The sequence below is a fragment of the Acidithiobacillus caldus ATCC 51756 genome, from assembly GCF_000175575.2.
Taxonomy (GTDB): domain Bacteria; phylum Pseudomonadota; class Gammaproteobacteria; order Acidithiobacillales; family Acidithiobacillaceae; genus Acidithiobacillus_A; species Acidithiobacillus_A caldus.
In genome coordinates, this window is sequence record NZ_CP005986.1 from 156,646 (window position 1) to 169,655 (window position 13,010).

General features: G+C 60.1%; 14 protein-coding genes and 1 tRNA gene. 7 read left to right on the plus strand and 8 right to left on the minus strand.

The window, feature by feature from the left end; genetic code table 11:
* Positions 1-19: 19 nt before the first annotated feature.
* From ACAty_RS00805 to ACAty_RS00835, 7 genes are all read left to right on the plus strand, one after another.
* The gene (locus ACAty_RS00805; protein ID WP_004868469.1) at positions 20-1,282 is read left to right on the plus strand and encodes an IS256 family transposase; all 1,263 of its coding nucleotides are present in this window, start codon (positions 20-22) and stop codon (positions 1,280-1,282) included.
* Positions 1,279-1,896 carry a DUF4194 domain-containing protein gene (locus ACAty_RS00810; protein ID WP_051620697.1) on the plus strand — a complete coding sequence of 206 codons (618 nt, stop codon included), beginning with the start codon at positions 1,279-1,281 and terminating at the stop codon, positions 1,894-1,896. Before ACAty_RS00805 ends, ACAty_RS00810 begins: the two co-directional genes overlap by 4 nt.
* Positions 1,889-5,281, plus strand: coding sequence for an ATP-binding protein (locus tag ACAty_RS00815; RefSeq protein ID WP_004870006.1), 3,393 nt, complete (start codon positions 1,889-1,891; stop codon positions 5,279-5,281). The genes ACAty_RS00810 and ACAty_RS00815 overlap by 8 nt, the downstream gene beginning before the upstream one ends.
* On the plus strand, positions 5,278-6,471 hold the full coding sequence (locus ACAty_RS00820; protein ID WP_004870008.1) for a DUF3322 domain-containing protein: 1,194 nt from the start codon (positions 5,278-5,280) through the stop codon (positions 6,469-6,471). The genes ACAty_RS00815 and ACAty_RS00820 overlap by 4 nt, the downstream gene beginning before the upstream one ends.
* A 62-nt stretch (positions 6,472-6,533) precedes the next feature.
* A complete protein-coding gene (locus tag ACAty_RS00825) occupies positions 6,534-6,797 on the plus strand; it encodes a type II toxin-antitoxin system Phd/YefM family antitoxin (RefSeq protein ID WP_004870010.1) in 264 nt (87 codons plus the stop codon).
* A gap of 11 nt (positions 6,798-6,808) precedes the next feature.
* A complete protein-coding gene (locus ACAty_RS00830; RefSeq protein WP_004870013.1) occupies positions 6,809-7,150 on the plus strand; it encodes a type II toxin-antitoxin system RelE/ParE family toxin in 342 nt (113 codons plus the stop codon).
* A 353-nt stretch (positions 7,151-7,503) separates the two neighbouring features.
* A tRNA-Met gene (locus ACAty_RS00835) sits at positions 7,504-7,580 on the plus strand.
* Positions 7,581-7,709: 129 nt separating this feature from the next.
* On the opposite strand, the gene ACAty_RS00840 is transcribed toward ACAty_RS00835, so the two are convergent.
* The 8 genes from ACAty_RS00840 to ACAty_RS00875 form a co-directional block, all read right to left on the minus strand.
* Positions 7,710-9,017 (minus strand): ParB/RepB/Spo0J family partition protein, encoded by a 1,308-nt coding sequence (locus tag ACAty_RS00840; protein ID WP_004870015.1) that lies wholly within the window; start codon positions 9,015-9,017, stop codon positions 7,710-7,712.
* Entirely contained in the window at positions 9,010-9,789 is a 780-nt protein-coding gene (locus tag ACAty_RS00845) for a ParA family protein (protein WP_004870017.1), read from the minus strand. The genes ACAty_RS00840 and ACAty_RS00845 overlap by 8 nt, the downstream gene beginning before the upstream one ends.
* A complete protein-coding gene (locus ACAty_RS00850; RefSeq protein WP_004870019.1) occupies positions 9,786-10,217 on the minus strand; it encodes a hypothetical protein in 432 nt (143 codons plus the stop codon). Before ACAty_RS00850 ends, ACAty_RS00845 begins: the two co-directional genes overlap by 4 nt.
* Positions 10,218-10,309: 92 nt before the next feature.
* On the minus strand, positions 10,310-10,897 hold the full coding sequence (locus ACAty_RS00855; RefSeq protein ID WP_014002081.1) for a S26 family signal peptidase: 588 nt from the start codon (positions 10,895-10,897) through the stop codon (positions 10,310-10,312).
* The gene (locus ACAty_RS00860; RefSeq protein WP_014002082.1) at positions 10,894-11,178 is read right to left on the minus strand and encodes a hypothetical protein; all 285 of its coding nucleotides are present in this window, start codon (positions 11,176-11,178) and stop codon (positions 10,894-10,896) included. The genes ACAty_RS00855 and ACAty_RS00860 overlap by 4 nt, the downstream gene beginning before the upstream one ends.
* Before the next feature lie 6 nt (positions 11,179-11,184).
* Entirely contained in the window at positions 11,185-11,409 is a 225-nt protein-coding gene (locus ACAty_RS00865) for a hypothetical protein (RefSeq protein WP_038471395.1), read from the minus strand.
* Positions 11,406-11,681, minus strand: coding sequence for a hypothetical protein (locus tag ACAty_RS00870; RefSeq protein WP_038471398.1), 276 nt, complete (start codon positions 11,679-11,681; stop codon positions 11,406-11,408). The genes ACAty_RS00865 and ACAty_RS00870 overlap by 4 nt, the downstream gene beginning before the upstream one ends.
* Entirely contained in the window at positions 11,681-12,880 is a 1,200-nt protein-coding gene (locus ACAty_RS00875; RefSeq protein WP_004870028.1) for a carbon-nitrogen hydrolase family protein, read from the minus strand. Before ACAty_RS00875 ends, ACAty_RS00870 begins: the two co-directional genes overlap by 1 nt.
* Between the last annotated feature and the right edge of the window lie 130 nt (positions 12,881-13,010).

Sequence of the window (13,010 nt, forward strand, 5' to 3'; positions counted from 1 at the left end):
AACGAATGAGGAGTGCGCCATGCAAGAGAGTACTGGTTTCGACGGAGGAATGGGAGAGTTGGGCCTGAACATCGAGGGCTTATTGCGGCGGTCCGCGCGCCAGCTGATCCAACAGGCCATCGAGGGCGAGGTGCAGGTGCTGCTGGAGGAGTATGCCGCGGTACGCATGGTCGATGGTCGCCGGGCCGTCGTGCGGAATGGATATCTGCCGGAGCGGGAGATCCTGACAGCGGTCGGCCCCGTGCCTGTACAGGTCCCCAAGGTGCGAGACCGCTCCGGTTCGGGCGTGGTCTTCCGTTCTTCCCTGGTACCGCCCTACGTGCGCAAGTCGCGGACCGTGGCCGCAGCGCTCCCCTGGTTGTACCTGCACGGGGTATCGTCGGGACGGATGCACGAGGCGCTGTCTGTTCTCCTGGGCGAGGAGGCCAAGGGGCTTTCTCCGGCCGTGCTGGGACGCTTGAAAGTCGAATGGGCGCAAGAGCATGCCCAATGGCAGCGCCGGTCTCTACAGGGAAAACGCTACGCCTATTGGTGGGCCGACGGGGTCTATACCCAGCTGCGGGCGGAGGACGATCCCCGGATGTGTCTCTTGGTCATTATTGGCGTGACGGCCGAGGGCAAGAAGGAGGTCGTGGCGGTCACCGACGGTTTACGGGAGTCCAAAGCCTCCTGGCTAGAGATCCTGCGGGACTTGCGCGACCGCGGGCTGCAGGAGGCGCCACTACTGGCCATAGGAGATGGGGCGATGGGTTTCTGGGCCGCCCTGGACGAGATTTACCCACAAACCCGTCATCAGCGCTGTTGGGTGCACAAGACGGCCAACATCCTCAACGAGCTACCGAAGCGCCTTCAGGGGAAAGCCAAGGCCGCCCTGCAGGCGATCTGGATGGCCGACACCCGTGAAGCTGCGGAGAAAGCCTGGCAAGCCTTCGTGCGGGACTACCAGGCCAAATATCCCAGAGCGGTCGCAAAGCTCGAGAAGGACCGGGACGTGCTGCTGACCTTCTTCGACTTCCCGGCAGAGCACTGGCGGCATATCCGCAGCAGCAACGCCATCGAATCGACCTTCGCCACCGTACGGCAACGCAGCAGCCGCACTAAAAACTGTGTCTCTCGAGCCACTTTCCTTGGCCTGAGCTACAAGCTCATCCAGCAGGCAGAGAGACACTGGCGCGGGATTCAGCATCCGGAAAGACTGCGCGAGCTCTTTGCCGGGGTGACATTTGTCGATGGGATGCCTGCCAACGAAACCCGGCTGGATCCTCAACAGGACGCCGCCTGAATCGTGTTAGCAAATGCTCATACACCAATCTTGACCATAGCTCCCGGGAGCAGGACGAGCGCCAGTGGGCGGCATTGCTAAACCTGCAGGCCCGCGTGCGGGACTACGTGGCGGTACTCAATCTGGAACTGGTGCTGGATGAGGCGGAAGGGTATGCCTTCCTGAAAAGCCGCCCGGAACCTGCTGAGGATGATCCGTCGCCACGCTTGCCCCGTCTGGTTGCACGCCGCCCCCTGTCGTTTCCGGTGAGTCTGTTACTGGCCTTGCTGCGCAAGAAACTGGCCGAATTCGATGCTGGCGGTGGCGACACGCGTCTGGTGCTATCGCGAGACGAGATCGTCGAACTGGTCCGGGTTTTCCTGCCGGACGGGCCCAACGAGGCCAAACTGATCGACCAGATTGAAACCACCATCAACAAGGTGGTGGAACTGGGCTTTCTACACAAGCTCAAGCCTGCGAGTGGTAGCTTGGCAGGGCAGGCCAATTTCGAGGTTCGGCGCATCCTTAAGGCCTTTGTCGACGCGCAGTGGCTGGCCGAGCTTGATGCCCGCCTGGCGGCCTACCAATCCGCCCTGTCTGGCGCGGCGTCGAGCAAGGAGGCGCGCGATGAGTGAGGCGCAGTCCCTGGGGCTGGATTTCGTGGCGGACGATGCCTTGTCGGGTTTTCGTCTCATGCGGCTTTCGGTTTTCAATTGGGGCACCTTCGACGGCCGGGTCTGGACGCTGCAACTGGACGGCAAGAATGGGCTACTCACTGGTGACATCGGTTCCGGCAAGTCCACGCTGGTGGATGCCATTACCACGCTGCTGGTGCCAGCCCATCGCATCGCCTATAACAAGGCCGCCGGAGCGGACAGCAGGGAACGGACCTTGCGTTCCTACGTGTTGGGGCACTATAAATCCGAACGCAACGAGGTCACGGGGGTGGCTAAGCCGGTATCCCTGCGCGACGAGCACAGCTATTCCGTCATCCTGGGCGTGTTTTACAACGCGGGGTACGACCAGATGGTGAGCCTGGCGCAAGTGTTCTGGATGAAGGAGGCGCAGGGGCAGCCCGCCCGCTTCTTCCTCGGGGCCGAGCGCAGCCTGTCGATCGCCGAGGACTTCGCAAACTTCGGCACCGACATCGCTGCCCTGCGCCGCCGGCTGCGCGGAACCGGCGCCGATCTCTTTGACAGCTTTCCGCCCTATGCGGCGTGGTTCAGGCGCCGCTTCGGCATCGAGAACGATCAGGCGCTGGAGCTCTTTCACCAGACGGTGTCGATGAAATCGGTGGGCAATCTCACCGACTTCGTGCGCAACCATATGCTGGAGCCGTTCGAGGTGGCATCGCGCATCCAGGCACTGATCGGCCATTTCGACGATCTCAACCGCGCCCATCAAGCCGTGCTCAAGGCCCAGCAACAGGTGGAGTTGCTGACGCCCTTGGTGGCCGACTGCAAGCGGCACAGCGAACTGGTGAAGGAGGTGAATCATCTGCGGCAATGTCGCGACGGCCTGCGGGCGCACTTTGCCAGCCTCAAATTGGGATTGCTGGACAAGCGCCTAGATCTGCTCGATGAAGAGTGGAACAAGATCGATGGGCAGGTTCGACGCCTGGACGGTATGCGCGAGGAGCAAGGCCGACAGGTCGATGAGCTGAAACAGGCCATCAACGACAACGGCGGCGACCGTCTGGAGCGGCTCGCCGCCGAGATCCACAGGAAAGAGCAACTGCGCGATGCGCGCAAGGCCAAGGATGCGCGTTACCGTGAACTGGTGGCCGTTTTGGGTGAGTCCGTGCCCCGCGACGATGCCGGCTTTACCGCGCAGCGGGCGCAATTCAAGGCGTGGCGGGAAGATATCCAAAACCGCGATGCCGACCTCCAAAATACGCTGACCGAGCATGGCGTGAGCTTGCGCCAGGGAAAGCTCGAGCACGAACGGTTGACCGCGGAAATCGAGAGTCTCAAACGCCGTCGCAGCAACATCGACGACCAGCAGATTCAGATACGCGCCGCCCTCTGCGCCGCGCTGGGCCTGGAGGTGGATGATATGCCCTTCGCGGGCGAGTTGATCCAAGTACGCGATGAGGAGCGCGACTGGGAAGGTGCGGCCGAAAGACTGCTGCGCGGCTTCGGTCTGGCCCTGCTGGTGCCGGATGCCCACTACAAGGCGGTGGCCGAGTGGGTGGACAGTAGCCATCTGCGCGGGCGCTTGGTCTATTTCCACGTGCGACCGCGCAAAACATCCGATCTGCCGGAACTGCACCATGACTCCTTGGTGAGGAAACTCGTCATCAAGCCCGATTCACCCCACTACGACTGGCTGGAGCGGGAGCTCGCCCATCGTTTTGACGTGGCCTGTTGTGCCACGCAAGAGCAGTTCCGCCGGGAAACGCGGGCGATCACCCGCGCCGGCCAGATCAAAGACCCGACTGGCCGGCACGAGAAGGACGACCGGCACGCCATCTCCGACCGCAGCCGCTACGTGCTTGGCTGGAGCAACAGCGCCAAGATTGCCGCGCTGGAAGCCAAGCGCCGCCAGCTCGAAAGCCATCTCGGCGAGCTGGGCAGCCAGATCGGCAAGATCGACGGCGAGCGGAAGGAACTGCTATCCAAACTGGATGCATTGACCCGCCTGGAAGAGTTTACGAGCTTCGAAGAAATCGATTGGGCCAGCGTGGCAACGGACATCGCAGCTCTGGAAGACGAGCGCCAAAAGCTTGCGCAGGCATCGGATGTCCTCAGCCAATTGAACGAACGCTTGCAGGAACTGCAGCAGGCGCTCAAGGGCACCGAAGAAGAATTGCAATCCGTGCGCGACCGCCGCGCCAAGGTGGAGCAGCGTCGCTCGGATGCACAGGAACTACGCCAGCAGACGGCTTTACTGGTCCAGGACGCCGCTATCGATGCGACGCTGTCGACCACCTTGGAGGCGATGCGGGCCGAGGCCCTGGGAGAACACCAATTGACCGTAGAATCCTGCGACAACCGCGAGCAGGACGTACGCGCCTGGCTACAAGCTCGGATCGATGCCGAAGATCGGAAACTTCGACATCTCACAGAAAAAATTATCAAGACGATGGTCTCATTCAAGGAAGCCTTCAAGCTTGAGACCGCCGAGATGGATGCCAGCCTGGAAGCCGCCTTCGAATACGAAAACCTGCTCATACAGCTCAATCGCGATGATCTACCGCGTTTTGTTGCGCGGTTCAAAGAACTGCTCAACGTCAACACCATTAACGAAATCGCCAACTTCAATGCCCAACTGGCTCGCGAGCGTGAAACCATCAAGGAGCGTATCGCCCACATCAACAAATCGCTGGGTGAGATTGACTACAACCCCGGGCGCTATATCGTGCTCGAATCGCAGGCCAGCCCCGATGCCGAAATTCGCGATTTCCAGCAGGATCTACGCTCCTGCACCGAGGGTGCGATGACTGGCTCAGATGATACCCAGTATTCCGAAGCTAAGTTCCTCCAGGTCAAGGCCATCATCGACCGGTTCCGTGGCCGTGATGGCTTGTCGGAACAGGACCGCCGCTGGACCGCGAAAGTCACCGACGTGCGCAACTGGTTCGTGTTCGCCGCCAGCGAACGCTGGCGCGAGGACAATAGCGAACACGAGCACTACTCCGATTCTGGCGGCAAGTCGGGCGGGCAAAAAGAGAAATTGGCCTACACGATTCTCGCCGCCAGTCTGGCCTACCAATTCGGCCTGGAATGGGGGGCGGTGCGCTCGCGCTCCTTCCGCTTCGTGGTCATTGATGAGGCGTTTGGGCGCGGCTCGGATGAATCTGCCCAATACGGCCTAAAATTGTTTCGACAACTCAACCTGCAATTGTTGATCGTGACGCCGCTACAGAAAATCCACATCATCGAGCCCTTTGTATCCAGCGTAGGGTTCGTGCACAACGAAGGCGGTCGAGCCTCCAAATTGCGTAACCTGTCCATCGAAGCGTACCGGGCGCAGAAGGCCTCGATGCCAAGCAAATCGCAGCAGGCGCCTACGCCGTGACTTGGACTGGCCCAAAAGAATTGAAAGCGCAGTTGGTGCGGCTTTGGGAGCGCGGTGAACTGCTGCGAGATACTGTGACAGGCCAGACGCGTTTTCCTTTGCGCATGTCTCTCAGGTCCCCAACCTCTGCGGACATTACAAATCGTTTTGATGAAGTTCGCCAATGGGCCGCCGAATTGGACGCGACGAATGCAGTGCGCGTGGAGTGGCAGGAGCGCAAGCACCGCGTCCAGGGCGCGCAAAAGCTGCCAACTTGCGTGTGGGTCGAGACGATTGAGGATGCGTTGACCTGGTTAGGCAAACGCAAAGATTGGGAACGCTTTTCCGCCCTGATTTCCGCCACCCGACAAACGCACCCAGTCTTGCTGCCCTGGCTAGAGAAGCACCCACTGCAGGCATTGGCGCTATCCGAAGAATGGTCACGATTACTTGCTGTAGTAACATGGCTTGCCGAGCATCCGCGTCCCGGCATTTACTTGCGGCAAGTGGATTTGCCAGGCATTCACAGCAAATTCATCGAAACCCATCGCGGTGTACTGACCGAATTACTGGATCTGGCCTTGCCTGTCGCTGCGGTGGAGACCAGCAAATCCGGTCTGCGTCAGTTTCCAGCCCGTTACGGATTTTTGGAAAAACCGATCCGTATTCGCTTCCGCGTACTTGATCCGTCGATTCATGTCGTACCCGGCTCAGCATCCCCCGACATAACTCTGGATGCCGATAGCTTCAGTCGCTTGGCGCTCGACGTGCAGCGTGTATTCATCACCGAGAACGAAACCAACTTCCTGGCCTTTCCGCAGGTAGCGAATGCCATCGTGATTTTTGGTGCTGGTTATGGTTGGGATGCACTTGCCCGCAGTCATTGGCTCAAAAGCAGTGCCATGTATTATTGGGGTGATATCGATACGCACGGTTTTGGCATTCTGGATCAGCTTCGCGGCCACTTTGACCACGTGGTTTCGTTCTTGATGGATAGAGCCACGCTCCATGCGCACGCGGTTTTTTGGGGCAGTGAGGACAAACCCCTCCGAGTGGACTTGCACCGACTCACGATCGAGGAGAGAGCCCTCTACGACGACCTGCGCAATAACCGCATTCGCCCCGGACTACGGCTCGAGCAAGAGCACATCGGCTTTCACTGGCTCGCCCACCGCCTTCATGTCCCTGATAGCACGTGCACATCCAATTGAGCTGCCTTGCCGTAAGACCAAAATAAGACTATATTTGATCTCATCGAGTCGGGAGCACAGCTATGCGCTACTCATCACAAGTCAAGCCGATCAGCTATCTCAAAGCCAACGCAGCCGAGGTGCTGACGCGCCTCGCGGAGCAGCGTGAACCGATGGTCATCACCCAAAACGGCGAAGCCAAGGCGGTACTGCAGGACATCGCTTCGTTCGAGGAGACGCAAGAAACACTGGCCTTGCTAAAGATTCTCGCGTTGGGCAATCGGGATTTGGCCGCTGGCAAGGTCAAGCCTGTCTCTGACGTCGTTGCCCGCTTGCGGGCCAAGTGAACTCCACTCCGATGGCAGGCACGCCTGCCAAGTTTGAGGTCTTGCTCACCGAGGGTACGGAGCAGGACTTGGAGGCCATCCACGATTACCTCTGCGAATTCGACTGCATCGCCAACGCCACCCATGTGTTGGATGAGTTGATGTCCGTTGGGGAGAGTCTGTCGAAATTCCCGGAACGCGGTAGCTATCCGAAGGAACTGGTCGGCCTTGGGATCAAAGAATACCGCCAGATCTTCCTTAAACCCTATCGCGTGATCTACCGTGTCACAGGCAGCCAAGTCATTATTTACCTGATTGCGGACGGACGCCGCGACCTGCAATCCATACTCGCTCGTCGCCTGTTAGGTGCTTGACGTGCAGCAACCCGCGCCAGCGCTCATCAGCTCGGGAGGCCGGCGGGACGCGCGCCTGCGCGCCAGACCCCGTCTGTATTGGGCGATGGCCCTAGCGAGCGCCGCCGAATTGGCCGGATCGCTGGTCAGCTGCAGAGTTACCATGATGCAGTCGCCGCTCTGAGCGACATGACGACCACATCGCCCTTGGCAGCGCGGCGGCTGATGATTGTAAAAACTGCCTCGCCCGCACGAGTTGCGCTGCTCGTATCGAACCTACCTACTTTTCGCCGATCTCTACCCCATCACGAGGACGCCGCCGCACACACTCTATTGACAGCACCGGCGCTTGGGGCTTAAATGGCAACCCTCACGGCGCTTTAGCTCAGTCGGTTAGAGCAGCGGAATCATAATCCGCGTGTCCGGGGTTCGAGTCCCTGAAGCGCCACCAATAAAAACAAAAAGTTAAGAACTTTTTCCCACCCATCCAAATCGACTTCCGTGCAATTTGTGTGCAAATCGGCTCGAAAGGCACCTGCTTTCCCGCAGACCCGTGAAGCCCGATTTGCACAGCGGTTGCTCACGACAGGGCCCTGCCCAAGGCATCCAGCAGGGTGTCCCGATCCAGATCCAGAGGGCGGGCCAGGCCCGCTTTCTCAAAGATCAAGGCGATCAGCTCGCCTGGTAGCTCGATCGTGATGGAGTCACTCCGACCGCGACTGGCCTGTTCCACTGCCGTGTAGGGGCTGGCTACGGGATCCGAAGCATCCTGCCGCTCAAATCTGGGTTGATCGATCTCTGGCTCCAACCGATCCGTCTCCGGGTTCCAGTGCTCCGGAGCGTCCTCAAAGCCTCCGGCGTTGCCGGAATCTTCCACTGCATTCTGCTCGTGGTTCCGGAAACTGGTCGGAGTTTCGGTTTCTGCTTGGGGCTCTTTTTTCCGCTCGTCAGTGCCTGAACGGTCCACGGTGCTCGCCAGGGCATCGGCAAGGCTCATGCCGCCCTGCACCCGTGCCAGTGCCGCCGCCTTTTCGGGATCGGCTTGCCAGGACTGGAGTATCCGCAGATCGTCCAGAGAGAGCCCCCGCCTCTGGAGACCCAGACCGGACTCCAGATCGTAACGGCTGGCTTCTTCGTCCACCAATGAACGCGAATAAGGCTCGCCTTGGGCAATCCGCACGCGCACCGCCTCCAGGATGGCTTGCCGCCCATCGGCAAGCCAAGGCTTCATGCGCATCAAGTCGGCTTGCCCAATCTCTTCCAGGGGTACACCGATTCGATTGGAGACTTCCTGAGCCTCTGGGCTGGCAACATTCAGTATTTGGAGAACCCATGTCCGCGATTTTCCCAAGCGCCGAGCTAGTTCACTCACGGAAATCTTCGTCTCGTCCAGTAGCTTTTGCAGTGCCCTGGCCGTATCCAGGGGGGTCATATCTGCCCGCGCCAGATTCTCCACCATCTGCATTTCCAGCCGGTCGTGTTCCGACTCGGGAGTCACCAGCACTGCCGGAATCCGTGCCAGGTCATACCCTTTGCGCCGACAGGGCTCCCCCGTTTGCAGGGCGATTTTTGCGGCACGCCAACGCCGCTCGCCGCTGACTATGCGGTAACGGCCACCGCCCAGAGAGCGCACGGTAATGGGCTGGATAATGCCGTGCGCCAAGATGCTGCCCGCCAATTCTTCCAGCCCGTGCGGGTCATCACCGTCCGACATACCGGAGATGCGCCGGGGCTGATCCGGGTCCGGTTCGATGGCATCCAGCGGCAAAAATTGGTAGGCCGATTGGGGTGTGTCCGCAGGCTTTTTGGCGACGGCGGCCTCCAGATCCTGGAATGCCCGCCTGGTGACATTGTTCTGAATCGCCTTGCTGATATCCACCTTAGCCATATGCCTCCTCCTGAGTTTCTATATCGTCCACCACCAAAACCTGCTCGATGAGTTTCTTGCAGACCGATGCCCACACCGCCACGGCCGGGTCGTTCCGGTCGTAATCCCAGACGGGCTTCCCGTCTTTCAGCGCGTTGGGAACGAGGGTTCGGGAAGTCAACTCCTCCGGCAGCATGTGCGGTCCAGCCGCAGCAGAGCGACGGAGCGTGTCAAGAATCGCTTCCTGATGCGTGGAGTTCTTGATGCGCTTGTTGACCACCAGCCGCAGGTCCAGACGAATCTCCTGGGCAATGTCCGTCCAGATTTGCAGCAGCCCGGCGAGCCCCTGGATCGCCTGAATCTCCGGCTCCAGAGGAACCACCAGCAATCCGCCCTGTTGCATGGGAACCACCTGCCGCGCCCCCACAGCAGGCGGCGTGTCGAATACCACCAGGTCGTAATCGAGGGAGTGCAGCCGGTGTAGCGCCCTCTGCGTCTCTTCCTCGGGCTGCTTGTCGACCTCGGCGGCATACTCGTTGCCAGGCAGCACGTCAAAGGACATGCGCGACGCCACGGGCCTTGGAACCGGCAACTCGTCATCCCACAGATCAAGCACCGTACCTGCTTCGTGCCGCGCTCTCCCGGTAGCCAGAAAGGTCGCGTTTCTTTGGCCGTCCAGATCGACCAGCAGAGTCCGTGCGCCCTTGGCCCGCGCCGCGTATTCGGCGATGTGCAGGGACAGGGCGGTTTTTCCAACTCCGCCCTTCTGGTTCGTTACCGTAATGAACTTCATGAGGAATCTCCCTTGTTCGCAAGAGCTTTCGCTCGCCGTTCCCGTTCGTAGGCGGGTGGGTACTGGTACCAGGCCCACCAGTAGAGCATCGTGTAGTAGAGGCTCGACACGCTGATCTTCTCTTTCGCCGCCAAGGCCTCCAGCCGTATGGCGGTCTCGTACCGGACGCGCACGTTGACCTGCGTCCAGCCGGTGACGGTTTTGCTGCCCACCTCCGAAAGCCGGGTGGTCAGGCCCCTGGTAGGCCGCCAGCGCAGGCCATATTTCCACGGCGCTTCGGTGAGGAACCGCTCCGCGCAGTCCTGATACATGGACTTGAGCGTCTTTCCCAGGGCGAAGGCCAGCGCCTTGGTGTACAGGTGCATCTTCACGGGCAGGCGGGTGGAGACTTCGGCGTATCGGCTGCCCCTTTCCTGTAAGACACGCATGGGCTTCGACTCCATTGTTGTTGACGTTCCTAGGGTAGGGCCAAAGCCCGATTGCTCAGCCGGATGCCCCCGCAGGTTTTGGGAAAGCCGCATCAATCCCCCTTCCGAAGCCAGTATTGGCTACCGGGGAGGATCCAGTACGGATGTGCCGCTTGCAGGATATGCCCTTGAGACGCCGGCCCGTAATAGCTGGAGTCAAAGGCGTAGTTCCCCGGTGCGTAGAGCCAGACCTGGCCGTTTTTGAGGTGGTAGGTGCCGAAGGGGTAATGCAGGATCGCATCCCGCCCGCCTGGGGTGCGCCGGTCCACGTGCGAGTTCGGCAGGTAGCGGCCATCCACCCAGACCCCCTGACGGGAGAGCGTGACCGTCTGGCCGGGTAGTGCCCCGACCTGCTTGATCCAAGGCTGATTCTCGGGAAACCAATGGTCCCGGAGGCCTTCGGCAACCGCAGGGTGGGTGATGGGATCGGGAAGCTCCACTTCCACCAGCTCTCCATCGTGCAGCGGATAGGGGTTGCCGATGAGTTGGTAGAGACCCAACGGCTCGCAGGTCGACAGGTTCAGGACCAGATGCTCCCGTTGCATCCAGATCCCCACGCCAGCGAGCAGGCACAGCAGACCAACGATTGCCCAGAACAGCCACCAAAGCAGTCGCTTTGCCCAGACGTACCAGCACTTCACTGGTTGCTCCAGTGTCGGTTGCAGGGACGAAGGCTACGGGCCGAAATGCAGGCGTTGGCGGCATGCTGCGCCCGATATTTCGAGAGCATCCGCTCCGAGCGTTCGCTCAAATAATCCGGCCCACGCTCTGCGATGACGGCGCGTTCCACGGCGGCTGCTGGGATGCCAAAGCGCAACAATGCCCGTTTCAGGACTTTTCGCTTGGGCATGTCGGTGCGGTCGAGTACCCAACAGGCCCAACGCACCGCTTCCTGTATGGCCGTGGTTTCTGTGCGGTTCATGTTCATTTACTGCAGCGTAATTGCTATACAGTTGTCTGGGTTGCCATCATCAACCCAAATAAAATCCGTTTTGACCGATTCAACATCATCTACCGCGCCCATTTCCTTCAAAGTAAAAAGCGCTTTTCGTGAGAGACGATGCCATTCAATAAGATCGGGTAACATCCTCTGCAAGGTCTCTTCATCCAGTCGTAAAAAGTCTCTTACCTCATTGAAACATTGTTCTTTCATGAATAATTTCCCTTGTCTCGTAGACGGTCACGGATCTCCCGCATCTTTCTGCCATGGCGATCCAGAATCCAGGCCATGGGAACAAAGAACAGCCGGAACGGGAGAAAAAACAGGATTTCGAGATGCGTGGCGGCCCAGAGCAGTCCCTCCGCCATCTTGCGGGGGGCGGGACGCTCGAAGTACCGAATCAGTGCAGCATCCCACTTTCGGAATAGCGCTTTAGCTTTCATGCACAGGGTATAGACCGAGCGGGCCCGAGATAGCGCAGCCATCACTGGTTCACCGCGAAGAGCACCGGAACCCCGAGAAAAGTCCCCCAGGCCTTGGCGGAAGCTCGCTGAATCGCAGGGATGTCAGTGCCCCTGGCCCACCAGTCGTTCGCCGGAGCCAGCAGAACCTGTGGGCGGTGGAGTGCCAGATTCAGCGCAGGCCACATCAGCAGTTGTTCGTAACAGATCAGATACCCTACCCGCAGGCTCCCAACCCGGGTCATTTCCGGCCTCTGGGAAAAGGGGGCCATGCGAAAACTTCCTACGGGTGTCCAGGGGTGCCACATGGAGAATGGGACGGGAATAGTATCGGGAAGCACCCGAGTCCGCCCGTCGTGGATCTGCACGAGCGCGTCCACGTAGCCGCGACCATGGGGGACGAAGGTACCGACAAATACCGTCTGGCATGGATGATCGGCGGTCCAGTGCACCACCGGCCTCCAGATGTCCTCCGTCCCGACCAGCCAGAGTCCAGCTACGGTCTCCGGCAGCAGAACTATATGGACACCCTTGTGCAGCAATGCCATGGTGCTTCGCTCCAGTCGCATCGAAGCCTCGACGTAGGACAGCGGCGAATCGAGATGCCCCAGGCGGGTATTCACCCCAACCCAACTGGCAGGAGCAGGATGGCGCGCGGCCAGCACAAGCGATCCCGCCCCCAAGGCGGCGGCCGTGCCGACACCAATCACCAGCCCGGCCAATGCCGCTTTTCTGCCCAAGGCTGCCAATGCGATACCGAGCAACACCAGCATCACGCCCGTCCATCCCTCCGAGATGGCCCCCAGCCAGGGAGAGGTCCATCCAATGATCCCCAGTGGGGGAAGGATGGTGGAGATGGCCGACAGCAAAGCCGTGGTCACCACTCCGGCGCAGGGTGCCCCGATCAGTGATCGGGACTTACGAAAGATTGGGCTGTAGAAGAAATAGGGGAGAGCAAAGATCAGCGACGATCCGGTCCAGAAGGCCAAGCCCAGAAGCAAACCGGCAGACGGAAAGAATACCGCCGTTCCGTGAATGAGCCCCCAGGTGGTTGCCAGGTGATAACCGAGCATTAGCAGGAACGGTCCCGCCCAGCCACGGAAGGCAACGGATGGGATTGCCACCAAGGCCGCAGGAGCAAGCCAAATGGCGTGAGGCCAGGAGAGCCAGCCGATGGCCGCGCCGATCAGAAATGGAGTCAGGAGATGGATTGCTTGCTTCATGTCGGGGTGTTACGTCCCGCGATAATTTCGGCGTAACGTCCCGCGCTATTTGAGGGCGAACAAGCGGGTGCGTCCCACGCGGGTTTAGAAGATACGCGCACCCAGAAGAGCACGGGACGGCGTCATCCCG

What these genes read in the sequence shown, in the direction of transcription:
- ACAty_RS00825 (WP_004870010.1), top strand. Translation starts at nt 6,534, where the DNA reads ATGCGCTACTCATCACAAGTCAAGCCGATCAGCTATCTCAAAGCCAAC.
- ACAty_RS00850 (WP_004870019.1), bottom strand. Translation starts at nt 10,217, where the DNA reads ATGCGTGTCTTACAGGAAAGGGGCAGCCGATACGCCGAAGTCTCCACC.
- ACAty_RS00865 (WP_038471395.1), bottom strand. Translation starts at nt 11,409, where the DNA reads ATGAAAGAACAATGTTTCAATGAGGTAAGAGACTTTTTACGACTGGAT.
- ACAty_RS00815 (WP_004870006.1), top strand. Translation starts at nt 1,889, where the DNA reads ATGAGTGAGGCGCAGTCCCTGGGGCTGGATTTCGTGGCGGACGATGCC.
- ACAty_RS00840 (WP_004870015.1), bottom strand. Translation starts at nt 9,017, where the DNA reads ATGGCTAAGGTGGATATCAGCAAGGCGATTCAGAACAATGTCACCAGG.
- ACAty_RS00875 (WP_004870028.1), bottom strand. Translation starts at nt 12,880, where the DNA reads ATGAAGCAAGCAATCCATCTCCTGACTCCATTTCTGATCGGCGCGGCC.
- ACAty_RS00830 (WP_004870013.1), top strand. Translation starts at nt 6,809, where the DNA reads ATGGCAGGCACGCCTGCCAAGTTTGAGGTCTTGCTCACCGAGGGTACG.
- ACAty_RS00845 (WP_004870017.1), bottom strand. Translation starts at nt 9,789, where the DNA reads ATGAAGTTCATTACGGTAACGAACCAGAAGGGCGGAGTTGGAAAAACC.
- ACAty_RS00870 (WP_038471398.1), bottom strand. Translation starts at nt 11,681, where the DNA reads ATGGCTGCGCTATCTCGGGCCCGCTCGGTCTATACCCTGTGCATGAAA.
- ACAty_RS00805 (WP_004868469.1), top strand. Translation starts at nt 20, where the DNA reads ATGCAAGAGAGTACTGGTTTCGACGGAGGAATGGGAGAGTTGGGCCTG.
- ACAty_RS00860 (WP_014002082.1), bottom strand. Translation starts at nt 11,178, where the DNA reads ATGAACCGCACAGAAACCACGGCCATACAGGAAGCGGTGCGTTGGGCC.